Source organism: Mesotoga sp. H07pep.5.4 (genome assembly GCF_003664935.1).
GTDB classification, from domain to species: domain Bacteria; phylum Thermotogota; class Thermotogae; order Petrotogales; family Kosmotogaceae; genus Mesotoga; species Mesotoga prima.
Window position 1 is genome coordinate 1 of the sequence record NZ_JFHM01000031.1, and the last position, 20,973, is coordinate 20,973.

Here is a 20,973-nt window from a genome sequence, read left to right on the forward strand (position 1 = left end):
GTTACAGGTTCGTTTCCTCTAACTCATCGCTTGAGTGAATTCATTGGAGAGTCATGTACGGTCAGATGTAGTCGGAGAGTTCATCCTCTATCTCTTTCAAAGATCTGTTTTCAAGGATTGAAATTCTCATTGCGATAGGCGGATGTGTACTCCACAAAGACGCAAAAAAGGAACTCTTGTTGTTTATCCTTCTCTTCAAAGGATCGGAGATAAACAGATGAGCTGTTGCTACATTGGCGGTTTGAAGCTTCGCAGAATTGGTAACGATCTTTCTCAAAGCTCTGGAAAGTCCCAAGGGATTTCTGGTCAGCTCAACGGCCCGCGCATCTGCAAAGTACTCCCTCGTTCTAGATACCGCGAGGAGAGAAAGCCTTCCTATGAACGAGAATAACGCTCCTAATCCTGCGACCGCGGCAAGAAAGGCGATTATCGCAAGCGCCGAATTGTCATTTTTCTTTGAGGAACGTTTTGTCCTTGACGTAGCACTGATCGCTCCAAATCTAAGATGAGCAATCAAAGCCCGAAAGGCTAGCGATTGAACTATAACCACTGCGCCAAGAAGCGCGGAAATTAGAGTCATGAGTAAAATATCTCTATTTACTATGTGACTCAACTCATGGCCAATTACACCGGAAGTCTCCTCACGATCAAGACTCTTCAAGAGACCTGTAGTCACACACACTACCGAGTTTTCCTGCTTCCTACCAGTGGCAAAAGCGTTGATCACTGAGTCGTCGTCTATCACGTAGATTTCGGGTGGCTTTGCCATTCCCGCCGCCAGGGAAAGTTCGTCAACAATATTTCTTAACTGCCGCTCTTCGGGATCGTCTGTTCTTGCTTCACGAGCCTTCACCGATTTAAGAACAATATCCTTTCCAGAAGAGAGGGAGATCAAAGTCTGCACGAGAGCAATGGCAAGAAAAACAAAAGTGAAGACAGGCAATATCCCAAATATCAGATCGATGATCAAACCGAAGGCAATCATCATAGCAAGGAAGACCATCACAAGGACGATGGTCTTCCTGACATTTTTCCTGCTTTCTTCGTAGAAATCTACGGTGAAAGACATAACTCTCAGAAGTTAATATCTACGTTGGGTGTTTCTCGTTCGGCTTCAGTAACTTCAAATAACGGGAACTGCTCAAACTTTCCTCCAAAGAAGCCTACGATGAGATTGTTAGGGAAGATCTCGATTTTTGTATTGAACTTTGTAGCAGAATCATTGAAGAACTGCCTTGCGTAAGAGATTTTGTTCTCCGTAGCAGTTAGTTCTTCCATCAGTTGTGAGACATTAGCATTCGCCTTAAGATCAGGGTAGTTTTCGGCTATGGCAAGAAGTCTACCAAGCACACCGCCGAGTTCCTGCTCGGCCTTGATCCTATCTCCAACTCCTTGAGCGGACACGGCCTTTGCTCTTGCTTGAATTACTTTGTCCAGGGTTTCCTGCTCGAATTTCATGTAGCCCTTCACTGAGTTGACAAGGTTCGGAATCAGATCATGTCTTCTCTTGAGCTGAACATCGATCTGCGACCAAGCATTCTCTACTCTCTTCTTCAGGGTAACTAAATTGTTGTAAACCCCGATGAGCCAAAGAGCCAAGACAACGATGATTCCAATTACAATGAAAAGAATGACCATTCAACCACCTCCAACGTATGGCTATTATACAGTATTGCCTCTTTCAATTATCTCTATGATCGCTCCAATGTTATTGACAACTTCGTAACTATGTGAATCAGGTACCATGTCCGCTGTTGTTTCTCCAGACAAAACGAGATATGTGTCTACGCCGGCTCTAAGACCGCACTCGATGTCCGTGTAAATTCTATCTCCTATCATCACTGTTTCCTCCGGACCGTAGCCAAAGTCATCCATCACCATTTTCAGTATAGTCGGATCTGGCTTGCCTATAATGTTATCGGGCCGACGACCCGTGGAAGCTTCGAAAAGACTCAAGAAACTTCCAACATCAGGTACCGGTCCATCCTCCGTGGGACAGTTGACGTCTGGGTGAGTCGCTATGAAAGGAATGCCTTGCCTTATGAAGAGAGCAGCTTTCCGGATCCTCTCATAGTTTATTGTCGTATCGTATGCAAGAACTAATAATTCCGGGGAATTACCGTCTAAGTTCACTCCACTTCTTCTGAACATTTCCCTTACCGACGGCGTCGAGAGCAAAAATACTCTCTTATTTGGAAAATCTCGCTTCAAGAAGCTTATGGTAGCTTCGCCGGAGGTATAGACTTCGAAAAGAGTCCTATCAACTCCCATTTTGGTAAGTTTTCTGATATATTCTTCAGGTGTGCGTGATGAATTATTTGTTAGAAACACGAGTTTGGAACCGAGACGATGAACCGCATTGGCGAATTCAAGACTGCCCTTAAGAAGTCCGTCGCCAAGGTAGAATGTTCCGTCCATATCCGAAACGAAGAGCCGTTTATTTGTCAGCATCTCTTCCTCCGTTTTTCAGGTTGTTTTCATAAGCAGAGTATAATACAAAGGGTGAGATGAAATGAAAAGGAAATTCGAAAGAAAGTACTTCTTTATAATATTCATGATAGTAAGCGGCTTCTTCATATTCATTGCCCTGGGTAACGGATTCTGGAGAGAATCTGCCCCTTACAAGATAGATTCAGTCGAGATAAATGCAAAGCTCGACGAACAAGGTGATCTTCATGTTGAAGAGCTTTCTGTTTACATACTTTCCCGTAATAATCGCACGGCATCCAAAAAACTACACTTATCTTACCCTTCGGTTCTGAAGTCTTATTCGGTTGAAATTCCTAATGATGCTGGATTTGTGAAAGAGATCTCCTCTTCTCCGGGAGGTTTTGACGCCAGGATCTTCCTTGAACAGGAAGTGAGTGAGTTTGTCATGAATACCGAATACGTTATTTCGGGAGTCGTTGAGGTGGGTTCGGATATAGCTGTGTTAAGCTATAGATTCTGGGAACCGAATTCCGACGCTATGACAAGGGATATTTCTCTCGCTATGGAGCTTCCAGAAACGATAATTTCGAGACTTACAGAGGATGATATTTCTGTTAGACCATTTAAGGAAGCGAGTTTTGAAATTGAAGGAAACCTTGTCAAACTGCAAATGAAGTCGGTTCTTTCAAATGCTTCTGGCGAAATCAAGATCTCATTTCCGAAGAGCATTGCTAATACGATGCCAAATGTGGTCAATACAACTATAAGTAAAAGTGCATTGCGTAAGGAACATGAATCCGCTATGTTCCAGCAAGCCTTTCTTTCTGGTTTGATTGGCTTCCAAATAGCAGTTCCTTTCTTCGTGATCTTCTTCACATTCATACTTTTCGGGATCGAACCACAGGTGAAGTCTGAAATAGGCTACAGACTCTACGATGTACCGGGTTACCTTCTCAATGCTGTAATCAAGAATCCCTTTCAGGAAATTGACCATAACGGGTTTCTATCTACGATTATGGAGATGCATAACAGTGGGGAGATACAGATTGGTGAGAACACAATTTCTTTCGAAACAAGTGAAAAAGGAATTCCGACACAGCAAAAATGGGCTTTGCAGACGCTGAAATCTCTTAGAAGAAATGAGGATGGATCGATAGAGATCCCTGATGCAGAGAGCGACGCTTTTTCTTTTGACGAGTTCAAAGAACAATACGGTTTCTGGCGGAAGCATGCTATGCGTGTTGTAAAGTCGGGGCGATTCTATGAGTATCTGGGTTCAACTGTAATGTCTGTGTTTTCTATATTGTATCTAATAATATGGTCACTGATATTGAAATTCGTCTTTGGGAACTGGCAAGTTTATCTCTCCTTCCCCGATGAATCGCTGGCGATTTCAATAGTCCTTTACGTCGATTGGTGTCTCGGCTGGCTACTTCTCGTTCTTCCAAAGAATATCTTTGCTCGGTGGACGCCTTCTGGAAGGTTGTTCTACATGGAATGGAAAAAAACCGAGAAGGAGCTTCTTTCAAAACAGTCATGGACTAATGATGACATTGCAAAGCTAGTTGCTCTTGGTCACCTACAGGACCTTATTTCCAACAGGAAGAGAGTATCTGATCAACAGCTCACTTTGCTGCGCCAGCTACAAAGACTCGAGATGATTTTTAACAAGGTGAGACCTTGATTCCTACATTGAATTTGAGCTGATTAACCCGAAAGTGAACAGGGTTGACAACTGAAATTCTAATCCTTTATAATTAGTTTATGATACCCCTCGGGGGTAATGGAGGTGAAGAATCAAATGAACGCAAAGGTAATTGTGTATTCCACACCGTCTTGTCCTTGGTGTAAGAGAGCAAAGGACTATTTCAGAACCAATGGGATTCCTTTCAAGGACTACGATGTGAGCAAAGATAGAGCTAAAGCAGAAGAGATGGTAAAGAAGAGCGGACAGATGGGTGTTCCAGTCATAACTATTGGTAGTCAGGTAATAGTCGGGTTCGATAAGAATAGGATAGATAATTTGCTGGGAATCCACTAAGGTTAAATCATCAGACCATCTGCGGGCTTAGGCCCGCTTTGTTTTTTTACCGGGGTAGTGCTATTCTCTCAATATAGGGCAAAAAGACATATGTGCGATGTTGGAGGTGTAGTGTTGAAGAGGTATTTTGTTGCGCCCGGTAGAGTTAATGTCATTGGTGAACACACCGACTATAACCAGGGATTCGTTATGCCTGTCGCGATTGACAAATATGTATTACTGTCGATTGAGCGGACAGACGAGAGCGTCATTGCTTTGAGTTCTGCTGGAAGGGAGCCAGTCTCATTTCGGGAGGAAAGCATAGAAAAGACCGGCGATTGGAGTGACTATCTAAAAGGAGTTTTCTGGGTTTTGAAGGATAACCTTGGCGTTGACTTTGGAGGGATGAAGATCAAAATCAGCTCTAGCATCCCTGAAGGTGCCGGCCTCTCAAGCTCAGCTGCTCTTGAAGTTGCTCTTATCTTAGCGTTGAATTCGGTGTATGGACTTAAGCTGGGGGACAAAGAACTTTATAGTTTTGCTCAGCAGGCCGAAAATGAGTTTGTCGGTGTCCAGTGTGGAATTATGGATCAGTTTGCAGCCGTGATGGGAAAAAAGGACACGGCAATCTTCCTAGACACTCTCGAGATGCGCCACGAATATGTACCGTTAGAGCTTGGTGAATACACATTTGTCGTATTCGACTCCAAGGTTCATCATTCTCTCTCCAGTGGTAACTACAATACTCGAAGGGCCGAAGCAAATAAGGCTCTCGAAATACTCGGGAAGAACAGTTATCGAGAGGTCTCCATGATTGATCTCTTCCCTAACAGAGGTAAACTTGGTGATCTATACTACAGAAGAGCGCTACATGTTGTTTCTGAGAATATGAGGGTTCTAGAGGCCATGAAGATGATGTCGAACTCGAATTTCGAGAATCTCGGCCGAATATTGATTCAGTCCCACGAATCACTGGCTCTTGATTATGAAGTAACTTGCGAAGAGACTGATTTTATCGTTGACACTCTACGAGAAATTGGAGGTGTCTCCGGTGCAAGAATGATAGGAGCAGGATTCGGCGGTTCGGTACTCGCTTTATGTGAAAAGATTGAGGTGAAAAAAATAGTTGAAGTCATGAAAATCAGATACAAAGAGAGATTTGGAATTGATCTCGACTCTTATGAAGTAAGACCGTCAGATGGAGCGAGAGAAGTGGATGCCACCTTCCCGCTTTAATATGTGTTTGGACAGTCGAGCAGAGAGTACTATTCCATCCGTCTCTTTGTAGTTCTTTCTAAGGAGGAGTTGCATGAAAGTCAATTTGGGTATTGTGGGTGCCGGAATAGCATCTAGGGAGCTCCATCTGCCCGCGTTGAGAAGACTGACCGAGTTATTCAAGATTACGGCCGTGAACAGCAGGACTAGAAGAAAGGCTGAGGAATTTGCCAAAATAGCTGGTGGCGATGTTGAGGTCTTTGATTCGTATGAAGAAATGCTGAATTCTGATGTTGTGGACGCTGTTGTGCTTGCAGTTCCAATTGCCTTGAATCCACAAATGATTGAGGCGGCAAGAAAGGCAAACAAGCCGGTTATCTGTGAGAAGCCAGTAGCGGCCACTACTAAGGAAGCCATCCGATTGTTGCATCTTCCAGGTAATACTCCCATTTATATAGCGGAGAATTACAGGCATATCGAGGTTTACAGAAAGGCCGAAATACTTATCAAGGAGGGAAGACTTGGCAAGCCTCTGGCATTCAGCTGGTTGAAGTGGGTAGATTTCGGGCAGGACAACAAATACGTTCAGACTAAGTGGAGGCAGACGCCTCAGCACATCGGTGGATTCATCTCTGATGGAGGGGTACATGATGTGGCCGCGCTTCGCAAGATTCTTGGTAACGTTGAGGAAGTAAGCGGCTTTTCGGAGAAGAATTTCGACTATCTTGGTGCTGAAAACTCCGCGGTCTTCAATATGACTCTGGGTTCCAATGTGATTGGTAACTATTCCGTCGTCTATGGCGCCCCCGCTTCTCTAAATAGATTTGAAATAGTCTGCACAGAAGGAATAGTCCAAGTTGACAAAGACGAAGCTACTCTTGAGATATATTCCAGCGACAGGGAGAAACTCTTTCTTAATAAAACAGATGGTTTTGCCGAAGAGTTTACTGATTTTCACAGGGTGTTAGAGGGTCAGATTAACTCTCTGGGATCAGTTGAAGAGGCAGTTATGGATCTTGCCACCATAGAAGCGGGACTCATTTCCGCAAAAGAGAAGAGAGTTGTAAGAGTTGACTCTTTGCTAAACGAAAGCTGAGATATATATGCGGGGATTCAACACAAGAGCAATTCACGCTGGTGAAGAGAAAAAGATAAACGATGCGGTTAGCACACCCATCTTTCAAACATCTAACTTCTTGGCAGATGACGTGAAGTACATGGACGAAAGCTCGGAAGTTCTTTACACAAGGGTTGGAAATCCCTCTATTGGAGTGGTAGAAAGAAAGCTATCGGATCTGTTCGGCGGAACTGGCGGCGTCTTCTTCTCATCTGGAATGGGTGCCATAACTACTGTTTTTCTGTCCATTCTCAAATCCGGAATGAACCTGGTGATCTCGAGAAATATCTATGGAGGAACGCAAAGCCTTATCTCCGATCTGCCGGGAATGGGAGTTGAGATAAGGAGATTCGATCAGTCACGAATTGATGAACTGGAAACTCTTATTGACGATAAGACGGGCATTGTGTATGTCGAGTCGATGTCGAATCCCGATTTGATTCTTTCAGACATTGAAGGGATTGCTCGAATTACTAGAGAAAAAGAAGCTGTTCTCGTAGTAGACAATACGTTTTTATCTCCGTATAATTTCAGGCCGCTCGAATACGGGGCAGACGTAGACATTCAGAGTCTGTCCAAGTATGTGAACGGGCATTCAGATGTCATTGCAGGGTTTGCCGCCTTCAAAGACAGTGGTCTGGAAAAAAGGGTAAGAAAGGTAATGATCAAATTGGGTACAAATGGGGCGCCCTTCGACGCTTTTCTGGTTGGCCGCGGGGCGAAGACTCTTGGCCCTAGGATGGAATTGCACAACAGAAATGCAAGAGAAGTGGCAGAATTTCTCTCGAAAAATCCAGAAGTACTTCGGGTTTCTTATCCTTCGTTGAAGGCAAGCGTACCGGCCTGTTTCTCTGAATGCAGGGGATTTGGAGGCGTAGTTTATCTCGAACTGGAAAGTTTGAGTGCAGCTAAATCGTTCATAAGAAGGAGCGAGCTGTTTCTTGAAGCTACTAGTCTTGCCGGTGTTGAGTCTCTTGCAACCATTCCCGTCTTGACAAGTCATGCTTCTTTGTCTTCCGAGCAGTTACGCGATGCAGGTCTTTCAGAAGGAGGTGTAAGACTCTCTGTCGGCATTGAGGATCTAGAGGATCTTCTGTCCGACCTAGATTTCGCTATGAAGGGAATTTAGTTGGCCTCGTCGCAGCTCTTTGCCGGAAAGAACGGAAGCTGAGAAATAAAGGAACTGAGCGTGAGAAGAAGCAAAGAAAACCGAAATGCAGGAATAAGAATATAAACGGCTTTCCTTATGAAGCTGTTGGTTAGACTGCAATTCAACTTACTTCTTCACCCGTCTATAATTGTCAACAAGCTGTGAGGTGATATGAAGTGCTGAAAATAAGGGTCTCTAGTATCGAGGAGTTCCTTCTGGCGGACAGAAAGGAATTCAAAATGGAGGCAGGCAATTTTGTTTATATATACGACTTCGAGAGACTTACCGATTCGCCGGGGATTCTCCTCCAGATTTCAGTAGTGAATAGATCTGATGCTCCGAAGAAAGTCGGAAAGATAGATCTTCTTGAAATAGAGGACGTTAGCGAACCCGTATATTACAATGGTTGGCAATCATGGCTACCATTCAAGGCTTACTGGGAACAACCGATTGTGGATCCTTTCGTTCAGTACGCCGATTCACATGAGATAAGTCTCTTCTCAGCAACACCTATTCCCGAAATCTTGAGGGAGGGAAGAAGACCAAGCGATTACTTCATTGCCACTGATGAGTTGGTTGTTGGATTTCTATCCAGCAGATTCTCGCATCAATACTTTCTCTGGAACGACGATCAGTGCAATATACGCGGCTCGGCAGATCTCTTTGGGGCTGAACTGGCGCCAGGTGAATCAGTTCAGCTCGAGAAGATGGTGATTTTTGGCAAAGACAGTTTGTGGAGTATGTTAGAGAATTATGCAAGTCTTATCAAGAAAAGCAACAAGGTCGAGTTCAACGATTTCAGCGGTGTCGGGTGGTGTAGTTGGTATCAATACTTCTCAGACATCACCTTTGAACAACTGTCAAAGAATATTCGGCTGCTCGCGGAAATTAGAGATCGAGAGAAAATCGATTATAGACTGGTTCAGCTTGACGACGGATACCAGGAGGATATTGGTGATTGGCTCGAAACAAACTCCAAATTTCCTGAATTGAAGGAAATCGCTTCCGAAATAAGAAAGAGGAAATTTTCGGCGGGTCTCTGGATTGCACCGTTTTCTGCGTCTGAAACTTCGAAAGTCTTCAGGGAACATCAGGATTGGTTCGTGAGAAACGAAGACGGCTCACCGAGAATTGCCTACAGGAACTGGGGAAAGAAGATATTTTCCCTGGATACTACGAATCCCAAGGTGCTTGAACACCTGAGAGATTTGATTGTCTCGATAAGGAGATCTGGTTTTGATTATCTGAAGATCGACTTTCTTTTCGCCGGTGCCATTCCCGGAAGGAGATACAGAGAGGACTGCGGTCCGATCGAGGCTTATAGAATAGGCATGAAGGCTATAAGAGATGCCGCCGGAAAAGATTGCTTCATTCTTGGTTGCGGCGCGCCGCTTCTCCCTTCGGTAGGATTTGTGGATGGTATGAGGATTGGATCTGATACCTCTCCACAATGGAACGGTGAAGCTATGGATATCGGTATTCCCAGTGCAAGGTTTTCACTAAGAAATGCTTATACAAGAGCATTTATGCATAGAAGACTTTGGCTTAATGATCCCGACACGGTCATATTGAGAAAGTGCGAAATGACTGAAGAAGAGAAGAGGATCTTCGCCTTGTCCGTGGGACTGCTTGATGGAATGATGATAAACAGCGACGATATGGAACTGGTTGATTCACAGGGAATCTCACTTCTAAAAGAAGCGATAATGCTAAAAGGAGGAGAACCTCGTGTCTTCCTTGACGGAATGAATAGTGTTTTTGCCACTTGCACTAGAAAGGCCAATTACTGCAATGTGACTTCATTTGTCAATCTTACTGACACGCCTAGACACTCCATAAAGCTCAAAGAGATGTATGAAAATTGGTCAGGAGTTAAGCCTCCGGTTAAGGAAGTCGAGCTTCCACCAAAAAGCATATGGATAGCAAAAAGTGATTCATGTGATATCTAGTACGAAAATTATATAAAGTAACAACGGGAAGATACCGCGAACTTCAAATGAAATCAGTTAACGCTGTCTCTTGGAGTAAGAATCCACACCGTTAGGGGAGGAACTTTGATCTCCCCACCAAAAAATGAAATAGTCTCTCCAGTCAAGTATTCTGTGAATTCACCTTCCATCGAAGGGCTGAAGAATGCAGCCTCTCGTGAGGGATTGGTTATTACTATTACTTCGTCAGTGGCCTTCCATCTTCTAAAAGAGAAAACCGGTCCTTCAGCGGCAATGACCTCATACTCGCCAGTGCGGATCGATTCGTGCGATCTTCTAAGATCTAACAAAGCCTTATAGAAATCGTGAACATCATGATTCCAGCGCTCTTCATCCCAGATCATTGGCGCTCTGTTTTCAGGGTCACGACCTCCTTTCATTCCTATCTCATCTCCATAGTAGATCACTGGACTGCCAATGAACGTCATCTGGAGAGCCACAGCGATCTTCATAAGGTCGATCTGATTGAAAGCAAGAGTAAGGATTCTTTCGGTGTCGTGACTGTCGAGAATATTCCATAGAGAATGAAGAGTCTGGGGTGGATAAGCATTCAGGTACAGATTTGTCATAGCAGCAAACTTAGCTGCGGAATTTCCGGCTCTGAACACGTATTCTACAACAGCATCCTTGAAAGGATAATTCATGACAGAATCGAAACTCTTACCTCTTAGCAGAGATCTAGCGTCACCCCAAAACTCAGCGACAAGTATCATCTCATCGTCTAAGCTTTTCAAAAGCGGTCTGAAAAAGTCGGTCCAGAATAGTGGGTCTACTTCTGTTGCGACGTCTAAACGCCAACCGCCAATTCCGTCGCAATCGTATTTCCTTACCAGTCTCTCAACGTATGATTGCCAATCTTTGTTAAGAGCGTTTATTTTCGGCATATATGCGTAGCCGTTCCACCCAACATATGTCATTGCCCTGTCCTGAACTTTTCTTATCGGAAAGCGTTTCACAAAATACCAGTCAACGTAGGGAGATTCTTCTCCCCTTTCTCTTAGATCCTTGAAGGCGAAAAAGTCGTATCCAGTGTGATTAAACACTCCGTCGAGAATGATCTTTACGTCGCTGTCATTGGCAGCGGTTAGAAGTTCCTCGAAGAGCTGGTCGTCTCCGAAATTGTCATCGATTTTCAGATAGTCTTCGGTGTCATATTTATGGCTTGAGGGGCTCTCGAAAATGGGATTGAGGTATATTGCATCTACCCCCAGTTCAAGTAAGTGATCGAAATGATCCAAAATCCCTTTGAGATCGCCACCAAAGAAACCGTCTCCTCCAAGATTTGCGTAATCGGGATCGGCATTCCATTCCTGAACGTTTGGCGGATCATTTCTCGGGTCTCCATTGGCAAATCTCTCCGGGAATATCTGATAGTATGTTGCTCCCTTTGACCAATCAGGGAGGTCGAAGTAGGAAATCGGAAGGCTCTCTTTCGAAAAACAGTAGGGAATTCGGGGTTTTCTGCAGAGTCCAAGAGAGTCGAGAAAGACAAGTCCAGAATCGGTCTGTATTTCGAAGTAGTATTCAAGTTCTTCGACGCTTAATCTTTCTGTGCGGTAGAAGCTCTGATTTCCAAAGTCCCGTAGATATTCAAGCGGGTAGCGTTCCCCATCAATTACGATTTTGGCTTCAAAAGGGACATCGGTCGGAGCCGAGACTGCAAAATAGTATTCATCATGGTTTATCGGGTTTAAATAATCCCTGTCTCCAACGCTGTGTCTGACAGAATCATGTAGGACCTCGAAATCCTCGACAATCATCACAGACATTTCTCTTTCATTCTCGTAAGATTTTTCATCGTTCCTTTCATCTGGGAAACTCGATTCCTCTGTGGTGAAATAGTAACGGTATCTACCAGGTTCAAGAGAAACCTCTGCTGTCCACCAATCGTTTTCCAGTCTCATCATTTCGAGTGTCATTGATTTTTCCATAACTACTACTGAAGGTGTGCTCTCCGATGTGGTCAAGAAAGATACTCCGCATCCTAATGTCATAACCGTTAAGAAAAGGATGATCATCATTTTCTTTACTAACATCATTTTGACTCCTCCCTTGTTTTTCTTCTCGCCAAGGCATTGGCACCCCAAACTCCCAGAAGAATTAGAGATATCCCAATTACCTGAAGTGGACCGAATCTCTCGCCTCTGAAGACAACTCCGGCTAAAAGAGATACGACAGTCGACAGATAAACGAATACCGTTGATCGCGACGCTTCAAGCTTAGAAAGCATGAAATTGATGAGGAAAAAGGCTCCGACCGATGACAAAGTGCCCAGATAAAGCGCTGCTATGGCAACCTGAGGTGTACCCAAGCCTAAAATGTAGAAAGAGAACTCTCCTTTTATCAAAGATGTTACCACAGCGATCAAAGTGAAAGAGATGAAACCCATAGTCATCATATGATATGTTATTTCCCATGCTTTAAACCTGACAGAAGCCTTTCTTGACAAAATATTGTAAAAGGCAGCTGAAACTGTGCTACCTAAAAGAATGATGGGTCCAAGGACACTGCCGCCCGCCGAAAGACCCTTCCCGGCTGTTATCAGAACTATTCCCAGTAGCGCGGTCAAGACTGAGAACACTTGAGGAGCGGCAAGTCTTTCCTTAAGAAAGACTCTGGCGAATATAAGAACGAATATCGGAATTGTCGAAAGCAGGATACCAGCTTCGGACGATGTCGACAGTGAGACTCCAACGTTCTCGAAGATGAAGTACATGACCGGTTGAACAAGACTGAGCAAAAGCAAATCCTTGAAAATAGACTTGTATGGCCTTACTTTGATTACACCCAACGCTCTCAGGAGAGAAATCGTCACGAAAGCGACTGAAAACCGGTACGAAAGAAAGTACATCGGATTTGTATATTCAAGAGCGTTTTTCGTAAACAAGAAGGAAAGACCAAATATCACCGAAGAACCAATGCCAGCAAAATAGGCCAGAAGTCTGTCCCTTTCTTTCTCTGCCATAAAACACCTCAATCAATAATATCACCGGGAAAAACAAACCGGCAACCCGAGAACGTTGTCTGCTACACATAGTCTATAATAATAGTAGTTGTGCTTCGTTTTCAGAGGGCGGTGGCTTTTTTTGTTCAGAAGATATTTCTTGATAACATTTCTCTTATTGTCGGCATTTCTTTCCGGGTATTCATTTAGGGATCTCGACTGGTTGAAGCATGAGTCCGATCACTTTGTATACTTGTACCATAAGGAAGTGGCTTCCTCTATTTTTCAGGTTGAGGCGTTGGCGGAAGATGCCTTTGATACTCTAAGTGAGTTGTTTGGCAATCCGTTTAAAGAGAAGATAACTGTGATCATCGGTGGCTATGAAGATCGTTCTAATGGGCTGGCAAATCCAGTTCTTGAATCGATTTATATAATGACAGTTGGAATGGACTACCCATATAGAAACGACGGTTTTTGGCTGGAAGAGGTGATCACTCACGAACTGACTCACCTGTTTCAGATCACTTCGGTCACTGAATTTGGAAACATACTGAGAAACTATGTCTCCAAAGCCTATTTGCCCAATGCACTTCAGCCTATGTGGCTTACTGAAGGCTTTGCTCAATTGGGAAGTGAACTAATCGGAGATCTTTACGAGTACGACTACAGGCGATTGCCTTTTCTGCTAGATCAATTAATGGAAAATGAGCCATTTTCGGAGGAGACTGTAGTAACAGGGTTCAGCGGAATAGGCGGAGAGTCTTACTACAATTACGGCTATGCTTTTCTTTCTTATCTTTCCGAGACTTACGGAATCGAAAGCTTACTGGAACTTGTGAAAGTGAAGAGGGGACTTCTTGGTCTCACAGGGATAGAGCTTGCGATAAAGAAGGTATATGGAAAAAGCTATGAAGAGCTTAAAGAGGAGTTCATAGAATATCAAATCAAGAAATGGGAAGCTGCGGAAGTACCCTTCGTTTACGAATTCTCACGTGGCGTTGGCGAATTCGTCAATCATTTCAGACCAAAGATTTATGACGGGAAACTTTACTATCTTTCTCTTGATAGGCAGATGAAATGTTATTCTCTCAACATCGAAGGCGTTGAGATATTTAATTCTACAATGGAGATTGTGGATTTCGCAGTCTTTGAAAGCGAAATAGCGCTTATCCTCTTTGAAGAGGAGCAATCCGAAACCAGATTGTATTTCTTTAGGGAAGGCAAGTTAGAGAGAACAAAAACGGCTCATCTTCGTGAAATCGATTATTTGGGCAAGGATAGGCTTCTTGTTGTGAGAAACAATCTCGGCATTTCTTCGATAGAAATCCTTTCTTTGAGAACGGAAAGGGTAACCAGGATCTTCACGCCACTTGATCCTTCGACTCAAATTGACAATATAAGAGTATCTTGTGACGGCAGTTTAATTGCATTCAGAATTAACAATAAAGGCGACAAGTCACTGGCGATTTATAACTCAAGCACCGAAAAGTTTGGATTTTTTGACGTTACGAATGATTTCTCGATTGGTGGTTGGGTTTCCGAGGGATTTTTAATTTCTGTTAAGAACGAGTTCGGCAGCGATGTTTATGTTGTCACATCTGAAGGTGAGATGATCGGAAAGAGCTCCTTCTCAAGATATGTTAGGGAACCAGTAATGATTGCAGACGGCGTGATTGCCGTAGGCCAGCTTCAGGGAAGGAAGCTGCTCTTCTCCTCCAACACAAAACCAACCGATTATAGTTTGGAGAGCAAAGAAATCATTTTGAGTCCTCCTCAAGAAATAGAGGGAGTCGCTTACAACGGCTTTTCAGACTGGAGATTCGTTTCGCTACTTCCCTTTAAGGGGATTTCGGTGCTCTTTTCCGACCTAACTTTTCGCAACAAGCTTCTTGGAGGGGTGTCGTTCGACTTCGAGACGATGTTGCCTGGAATCAATGTTCAACTCTTCAGCGAAGACTATTTGCCGGTGGATTTCTCTCTGTCGCTCGAATATGCCAATCTTGAGCCGAAAGCTCTGTTAAACGTTTACAGGCGCTACAGGATTGATCCCAAGCTTTCTTTCGGTTGGAAAGCTTCGCTTGAGTATCCTTTGAGAATTGCCGGTTCCCTCGACGCGGCTCTTGAGGATTCCTCAGCACTGTACGGAGGTCAGGCCTCGCTCAATACACTGATAAATGTTCGAGACACACAGACGGCGACTTCTAATCTCGTAGATGTTGGAATAAACGTAGACTTCGATTGGAATAAGCACGGATTTACTATAGATTCGACAATTTACTCCAGAGTTACTTTCGGGGAAGAGCCTTCCATAGTCCCGGTGGAACTTTGGGGCTTTAGAGACGACACTAACATTGTTGTCGGCTTTTCCCTGGACTCGGATTATGTCATTTCGAGAAGGGGTCTCAATGTGATGAATCTCGTCCATTTCTCAGAGGAAGGTATTGGGGGAAAGATCGACTTTTTGATCGGTAGTCGGTTTTCCTGGAGAATAGCTATCTACAAGTTTGAAACAGCCTTCCTGTACGCAGCCTATCCCATGCACATAAAAGCAGGAATCATGCTTGAAAACACTAGACTGCTCCCTTATCTGGATTTTGAGCTAATATATTAGAAACTCACAACCATCCGGGGAATCTATAATCGATCTTTTATAAAGCTTTCTTCCATCGTGTATTTCGAACTCTATCCTTCTTTCATCACACTTGAAGCTACCTTCTTGGGGTTTGACTTCAACCTTCAGCCCGTTTGAAGTATTATCAACTATGATTGTTTTTGATGAATACTCGCCTTTCTTATATGCCTCTGTGAGACCATCATCCTCATATAGGTAGAATTCGGCCCTATCCTTAACAAAGCCCAAGAACTTCAGAGTTTTCCAGGAGCCGCTTTTCACAAATTGCAGACCGTCCGTCATGGCAACGAGCGAGTCTTTCTTCAAAAAGTAAGGAATGATGTTGAGAGGTGCTTTTGCCCATGAATGACCGCTGTTGACCACTTTTCTGGTGTTGAGATCAAGCCACTCTTCGCCTGGAAGATAAACATGCCTTCCTTCGGAATTTCTTTGATAAACGGGAGCTACCATTATCGAAGGACCGATCATGAACTGGTCGTCGGCATAATACGTTTCGCTATCGCCGGGCCAAATCAGAGCGAGCGGTCTAACCATAGTCATCTCCCCGTTTGCAGATTGTTTATGTACCGAATACAGGTATGGAAGAAGAGAATAGCGTAGCTCAATCGCTTCCCTTACAAGTTCCTCAACTTCCTTGTCGAAGGCCCAGGGTTCCTGATTCCTTGTCCCTATGGCGCTATGATTTCTGAAGAAAGGGAGGAAAGCCCCAAACTGTGTCCAACGAACTAGCAATTCTCCGGAGCAATCGTCACCGAACCCTCCGACATCGCATCCGGTGAAACTAACTCCTGCTAAGGAGATAGACTGAATCAGCCTAATCTCATTCAGAAGCTGCTCCCATTGACTTGCATTGTCACCAGTCCACAGGACTGCATAACGTTGTATTCCAGGATACGAAGACCTGGTTATATTGAACGGTCTCAGATCAGACTTGCTCTTCCTGATTCCTTCGTATGCGGAACGAGCCATATTGAAGCCATAGATATTTCTTACCTCTCTATGAGAATGAGTGTTCCCATCGTCATCCTTTTGAACGAAATCTACTCCGTGATCGTAATACTTCTTCTTCGAAATAATCTTTCCAAAAAGGAATTCAGTTTCGATTCCAGAATCATGAAGCTCTTCGGCCATAAGCTTAAGTTCTAAAAGAGATTCCGGTGTATAGAAGATAGCAGGTTCGTTCATGTCGTTCCAGAATCCTGAGACTCCATTCTTTATAAGACGATCATAGTGTTGACCCCACCACTCCCTTGCGGCAGAGTTTAGAAAATCTGGGAGCCTCGATTCTCCAGGCCAGACAGCAGCTCTAAATGGGCTACCGTCCTTTCTCAAACAGAACAAGTCTTTCTTCTGCCCTTCTTCGTAAATATCAAATCCGTCCTGAGCTTTGACCCCTGGATCGATTATTGCAACAGTCTTGATCCCCATGCTTGACAGCTTAGCCATCAAGGAAGAAGGATTTGGGAAGCGATTTTTGTCCCACGTGAAGACCTTGAAATCATCCATGTAATCAATATCCAAATGAATTGCATCGCACGGAATGCGGCGTCTCCTGAAATTTTCAGCAATCTCTAAAACCGCTTCTTCGTTTGCATATGACCATCTAGACTGATGGTAACCTAAGGACCAGGCAGGAAACAACAATGGATTCCCTGTGAGCTTGAAGATGCGTCTAATTGTATCAGAAGGACTCCCAACGAAAATGAAAAGATCGAAACCGTCCCCCTCAATGCCTATTTTGATTGTGTCTCTATTTTCAAATCCAATGTCAAAACTCGAATAACCTGGATGGTCAAGAAAAAGAGCGAACTGCTCTTCGGGGGAAACAATGTGGAAAACGGGAAGAGATGAATACAGTCTCCTCTTTGATGGCGAGTGATCAGGTTCGTCGGTATTGTACATCTCATAGATACTGCCTCTTTTGTTCAAAGGTCCCATTGTCTCTCCTAGCCCTAGGACAGCCTGGTTCTTCTGGAGCGTGATGTTCACAACATAACCGGCGTCATTCTCAGCGACACTCATCTCATTACCGGCTCTTGAAACAAATGTTCTAGCCTGTCCAAGATCTAATACGCCTAGAAGTTGACATGCACCCAGCTCGTCAAGTTCCTCTTCGGGTTCAATTATCACCGCGCCGCTCTTCAGCTTTGTCTTTCCCTCTCTCACAACACTGACCTTAACAACAGAATTCAAATAACGAAAGAAGCGTTTCTTCAATTCGTCACCCCCGGTTCTTAGAAATATCGTTCTCATTGTACAGCAAGATGGTAGACTTTGTATGTATTTTGAAAAGCAGGAGGTAGATCGATGACCGTAAGGGAGGCAGTCTGTAAGATAAAGAGCCTGAGAGCCGAAAGGCTTTCAGAAATCAGCGGCACATATATGTTTTTCATCGCGGGTGGGGAACCATCAAAATTCGCTGTCGAAATCTTGGATGGAAGACTTGAAGTGTACGAGGAAGACAAACCTTCGGATTGTTCCATAAGTACTGATCTTGAAACCTTCGAAGGAATTGTCGGAGGAGCTGTCAATCCTTTTGCTGCTTTTATGAGCGGAAAACTCAAAATTTCCGGAGATCTGACTTTCGCAATGAAATTGAACAAGCTACTTGGAGGTGAATAGATGTCGGCTGAAGTGATTATACTTGCCTTTGAAGGCAAGAAAGCTTGTTTTTTACACGCGCTCCTAAATGCACTGGACATGTCTGAAAAGGGAATCGAAGTGTCTATCGTGATGGAGGGAGAATCACCCAGTCTCTTGAAGGAAATTGTAAACGAAACGGATGCTCTACATGGGCTTTACAGCGAGGCAAAGAGGAAAGGTTTGATCAAGGCCGTTTGTTATGGTTGTTCCAAGTTGATGGGTGTGCTTGAGATAGTGGAGAAGGAAGGTCTTCCCTTAAATGGAAGTATGAAGAACCATGTGCCTTTGGCTCCTTATGTAGAGAGGGGAGCGGAGATAATTACCTTTTAGTCTATTGAACGCAGCTTGCCCGTGACACCACGAAGTAGAGTAGATCAGAATATTTCTTTCTTAGAAAAGGAGTCCTTTATGAGAAACAGTCTAAGGCGTTGGAAGAACGAGAAACTCTCTGAAAGACTTGCGAAAGTTTTCGAGAGTAAGGCGATAAAATTCATGTACTTCCCCGATAAAGAGATGGTCGTAGATGCGGTTTCAAAGCTCGTTCCTGACGAAGCAACTGTGAGTGCGGGAGGTTCCCTTACTCTTCAGGAAACTGGGGTATCCGACCTTCTGAAGTCTGGAAAGTACAACTTTCTTGATAGAGATTCTGTTTCTGGTAATGAGGAAAAGAAGAGGATAATGATCAGTGCGTTTGAGGCCGATTATTATTTCTGCAGTGCAAATGCCATAACTGAAAGTGGCGAGATACTTTTGCTTGATGGCAACGGTAACAGGGCTGCCGCAGTTACCTTCGGGCCCGACAAAGTGATTCTAATTGCTGGAGTTAACAAGGTTGTCAGCGATTTAGACGCTGGAATCAAGAGGATTAGATCAATAGCACCGATGAACGCTAAAAGATTGAATCTGCATACTCCCTGTGCTGAAAGCGGTCTCTGTACCGACTGCGACAGCGATGAAAGGATTTGTGAAATATACTCGATAATTGTTGATTCAAGAAGAAGACCCTGGAGATACACAGTTATTCTGGTCGGTGAAGAACTGGGCTTATGAGGACGGTAAGGATTAGAGTCTACGGACGCGTACAGGGAGTGGGGTTTAGATATTACGCTCTGTACACCGCCAGGTCTCTGGGCATAACTGGCTATGTCAGGAACGAACCCGATGGGAGCGTCGAGATAGTTGGCTCTGGGAGAGATCCCGATATTGAGGCTTTTATTGAAAGCATTGATCGGGGCCCTACGTATGCAAATGTAACCAAGACGGAAATTGAAGAGCTACCCTTCATGAGATTCGAGTATTTTGAAATCAGATAATGAAGTTCAGATCCCACCCCATTCTGAAAGAAACTGTTTCACGAATTGCACGACAAATCTGTAGCGGTTTTCTGCGATTTCCTTTGCGGTCTTCGTCCAGAAACTCTCCGGAGTTATCTTCAATATCTTCTCAAAGAAATGATTAATGGCAGTACTTGAGTACCCTTTGTATGAATCACCTGGCTTGAGCTTTGGTGAATGAAGAGGAGTTCCCGTTTTTCCCGAAAATGAAAAAACCCTTGCGACAGCAATAGCACCTATTGCATCGAGCCTATCGGCATCTTGCAGTATTCTTGCCGACATGCTGGAAGGGTTTAATCCAGAAGAATATCGGTGCACCTTAATTGCTTCAGAGACTTCGAAAGTGAATTGAGATTCGAAACCCATCTCATTCAAAAGCTGAAACGCATATTTCGCTCCGCTCTCCGCATGATCTATTCCAGTGAAATCCTCTTCGGGTCGCTTAATATCGTGAAGAAGTGCAGCAATGACCGCAATTTCGAGGTTTGCCCCTTCACGGATGGCTATTTCACTCGCACTTTCAGTTACTCGTAGAACATGAGAGATGTCATGAGCCGGGTCGTCGTAATTCTCAAAAGCCTTCTCGACAACGCCCAAAATTTCTTTTATGTGCGGTATGCAGTTGATGAGTCGGTCAAAGTCCACAGGATGCCCCCTGAGTCAAAAAGAAAAGTTGCGCTCAATATTGTAGAATAAGTATACAAGATGATTAGTTCGAACAGTTAAGAGGAGGTACAAATATTGAATATCCTGGTTACAAATGACGATGGAATAATGTCGCCCGGAATTATAAAACTCGCGGAAGCGCTTTCGGAAGAACATGATGTCCTAGTTGTTGCTCCAGACGTTGAAAGAAGTGCAACTGGGCATGCAATAACAATCAGAACCCCGCTTTGGGCCAAGCAAGTAAAAGTTGGCAACAAAAACATCGGATATGCCATAAACGGTACGCCTGCCGACTGTGTTAAACTTGGACTTCTGGCAATTTCCGAAAAGAAGATCGATTTGGTCATCAGTGGTGTAAACAAGGGTCAGAACATGGGTATAGATGTCCTTTATTCGGGAACGGTTTCAGGTGCTCTAGAAGGCGCCGTAATGGATACTCCATCGATTGCAGTTTCAAGTAGTGACTGGAGTAATCCGGAATTCGAGACTGCCGCAGCGTTTATGGTAAGTTTTCTCAGAGTCTTTGATGTTAAGATGATGCCAGACTTCACGGCCCTCAATATAAATGTCCCTTCTGTCAAATCTGAGGAGCTCAAGGGTTGGAAGGTGACGAGGCAGAGCAGACGGAGATACAAGGACTATTTCGAAAAGAGAAAAGATCCATACGGAAATAACTACTACTGGATATTCGGAGAGGTAGTTGAAGATGAGTGCTCAACCGATTGCGATTATAATGCCGTAAAGTCTGGATTCGTATCGATAACCCCTCTCCACGCAATAATGACAGATAATGATTACTTTGAGAAACTGAAAGAGATTTCAAGAGGGTGGTAA

The 20,973-nt window shown here is 44.0% G+C and carries 19 protein-coding genes; 12 read left to right on the plus strand and 7 right to left on the minus strand.

From position 1 onward, the window contains the following. Positions 1-61 precede the first annotated feature (61 nt). The 3 genes from Y696_RS12535 to Y696_RS12545 are packed head-to-tail and all read right to left on the minus strand — an operon-like array spanning position 62 to position 2,451. Positions 62-1,069 carry a M48 family metalloprotease gene (locus Y696_RS12535; RefSeq protein WP_006487109.1) on the minus strand — a complete coding sequence of 336 codons (1,008 nt, stop codon included), beginning with the start codon at positions 1,067-1,069 and terminating at the stop codon, positions 62-64. Between the two features lie 5 nt (positions 1,070-1,074). Next, positions 1,075-1,638, minus strand: coding sequence for a LemA family protein (locus Y696_RS12540; protein ID WP_006487112.1), 564 nt, complete (start codon positions 1,636-1,638; stop codon positions 1,075-1,077). 24 nt (positions 1,639-1,662) lie between these two features. Next, positions 1,663-2,451: an HAD-IIA family hydrolase gene (locus Y696_RS12545; RefSeq protein ID WP_006487116.1), complete on the minus strand. Its 789-nt coding sequence runs from the start codon at positions 2,449-2,451 to the stop codon at positions 1,663-1,665. A 61-nt stretch (positions 2,452-2,512) separates the two neighbouring features. Here Y696_RS12545 and Y696_RS12550 point away from each other — a divergent pair, with 61 nt between their 5' ends. The 6 genes from Y696_RS12550 to Y696_RS12575 all read left to right on the plus strand — a co-directional run bounded on the left by Y696_RS12550 (position 2,513) and on the right by Y696_RS12575 (position 9,881). Beyond that, positions 2,513-4,114 carry a DUF2207 family protein gene (locus Y696_RS12550; RefSeq protein WP_006487117.1) on the plus strand — a complete coding sequence of 534 codons (1,602 nt, stop codon included), beginning with the start codon at positions 2,513-2,515 and terminating at the stop codon, positions 4,112-4,114. A gap of 117 nt (positions 4,115-4,231) precedes the next feature. Continuing rightward, positions 4,232-4,471: a glutaredoxin family protein gene (locus Y696_RS12555; protein WP_006487118.1), complete on the plus strand. Its 240-nt coding sequence runs from the start codon at positions 4,232-4,234 to the stop codon at positions 4,469-4,471. Between the two features lie 111 nt (positions 4,472-4,582). Then, positions 4,583-5,686 carry a galactokinase gene (galK, locus tag Y696_RS12560; protein ID WP_259459951.1) on the plus strand — a complete coding sequence of 368 codons (1,104 nt, stop codon included), beginning with the start codon at positions 4,583-4,585 and terminating at the stop codon, positions 5,684-5,686. A 73-nt stretch (positions 5,687-5,759) separates the two neighbouring features. Continuing rightward, positions 5,760-6,761, plus strand: a complete 1,002-nt coding sequence (locus Y696_RS12565) for a Gfo/Idh/MocA family protein (RefSeq protein ID WP_006487120.1) — start codon at positions 5,760-5,762, stop codon at positions 6,759-6,761. A gap of 7 nt (positions 6,762-6,768) precedes the next feature. After that, positions 6,769-7,911 carry a PLP-dependent aspartate aminotransferase family protein gene (locus tag Y696_RS12570; protein ID WP_006487122.1) on the plus strand — a complete coding sequence of 381 codons (1,143 nt, stop codon included), beginning with the start codon at positions 6,769-6,771 and terminating at the stop codon, positions 7,909-7,911. Between the two features lie 197 nt (positions 7,912-8,108). Next, positions 8,109-9,881 carry a glycoside hydrolase family 36 protein gene (locus tag Y696_RS12575; protein WP_006487124.1) on the plus strand — a complete coding sequence of 591 codons (1,773 nt, stop codon included), beginning with the start codon at positions 8,109-8,111 and terminating at the stop codon, positions 9,879-9,881. A gap of 53 nt (positions 9,882-9,934) precedes the next feature. Here the strand turns inward: Y696_RS12575 and Y696_RS12580 are convergent, their stop codons facing one another. Both Y696_RS12580 and Y696_RS12585 read right to left on the minus strand, forming a co-directional pair. Beyond that, entirely contained in the window at positions 9,935-11,959 is a 2,025-nt protein-coding gene (locus Y696_RS12580; RefSeq protein WP_006487125.1) for a glycoside hydrolase family 13 protein, read from the minus strand. After that, positions 11,956-12,885: a DMT family transporter gene (locus Y696_RS12585; protein ID WP_121510723.1), complete on the minus strand. Its 930-nt coding sequence runs from the start codon at positions 12,883-12,885 to the stop codon at positions 11,956-11,958. Before Y696_RS12585 ends, Y696_RS12580 begins: the two co-directional genes overlap by 4 nt. Positions 12,886-13,006: 121 nt before the next feature. On the opposite strand from Y696_RS12585, the gene Y696_RS12590 reads away from it, so the two are divergent. Then, positions 13,007-15,475 (plus strand): hypothetical protein, encoded by a 2,469-nt coding sequence (locus tag Y696_RS12590; RefSeq protein ID WP_006487130.1) that lies wholly within the window; start codon positions 13,007-13,009, stop codon positions 15,473-15,475. On the opposite strand, the gene Y696_RS12595 is transcribed toward Y696_RS12590, so the two are convergent. Then, positions 15,464-17,713, minus strand: a complete 2,250-nt coding sequence (locus tag Y696_RS12595) for a TIM-barrel domain-containing protein (protein WP_006487131.1) — start codon at positions 17,711-17,713, stop codon at positions 15,464-15,466. The two genes, Y696_RS12590 and Y696_RS12595, sit on opposite strands and share 12 nt — an antisense overlap. A 90-nt stretch (positions 17,714-17,803) precedes the next feature. Between Y696_RS12595 and Y696_RS12600 the strand changes: the two genes are divergently transcribed. The 4 genes from Y696_RS12600 to Y696_RS12615 all read left to right on the plus strand — a co-directional run bounded on the left by Y696_RS12600 (position 17,804) and on the right by Y696_RS12615 (position 19,452). Beyond that, positions 17,804-18,118, plus strand: coding sequence for an SCP2 sterol-binding domain-containing protein (locus Y696_RS12600; protein ID WP_006487132.1), 315 nt, complete (start codon positions 17,804-17,806; stop codon positions 18,116-18,118). Next, positions 18,119-18,469 carry a hypothetical protein gene (locus Y696_RS12605; RefSeq protein ID WP_006487133.1) on the plus strand — a complete coding sequence of 117 codons (351 nt, stop codon included), beginning with the start codon at positions 18,119-18,121 and terminating at the stop codon, positions 18,467-18,469. Positions 18,470-18,547: 78 nt separating this feature from the next. Next, the gene (locus tag Y696_RS12610; protein ID WP_006487134.1) at positions 18,548-19,189 is read left to right on the plus strand and encodes a lactate utilization protein; all 642 of its coding nucleotides are present in this window, start codon (positions 18,548-18,550) and stop codon (positions 19,187-19,189) included. Further along, positions 19,186-19,452, plus strand: a complete 267-nt coding sequence (locus Y696_RS12615; RefSeq protein ID WP_006487135.1) for an acylphosphatase — start codon at positions 19,186-19,188, stop codon at positions 19,450-19,452. The genes Y696_RS12610 and Y696_RS12615 overlap by 4 nt, the downstream gene beginning before the upstream one ends. Before the next feature lie 6 nt (positions 19,453-19,458). On the opposite strand, the gene Y696_RS12620 is transcribed toward Y696_RS12615, so the two are convergent. Next, on the minus strand, positions 19,459-20,118 hold the full coding sequence (locus Y696_RS12620) for an HD domain-containing protein (RefSeq protein ID WP_006487142.1): 660 nt from the start codon (positions 20,116-20,118) through the stop codon (positions 19,459-19,461). A gap of 96 nt (positions 20,119-20,214) precedes the next feature. On the opposite strand from Y696_RS12620, the gene surE reads away from it, so the two are divergent. Next, positions 20,215-20,973, plus strand: coding sequence for a 5'/3'-nucleotidase SurE (surE, locus tag Y696_RS12625; protein WP_006487144.1), 759 nt, complete (start codon positions 20,215-20,217; stop codon positions 20,971-20,973).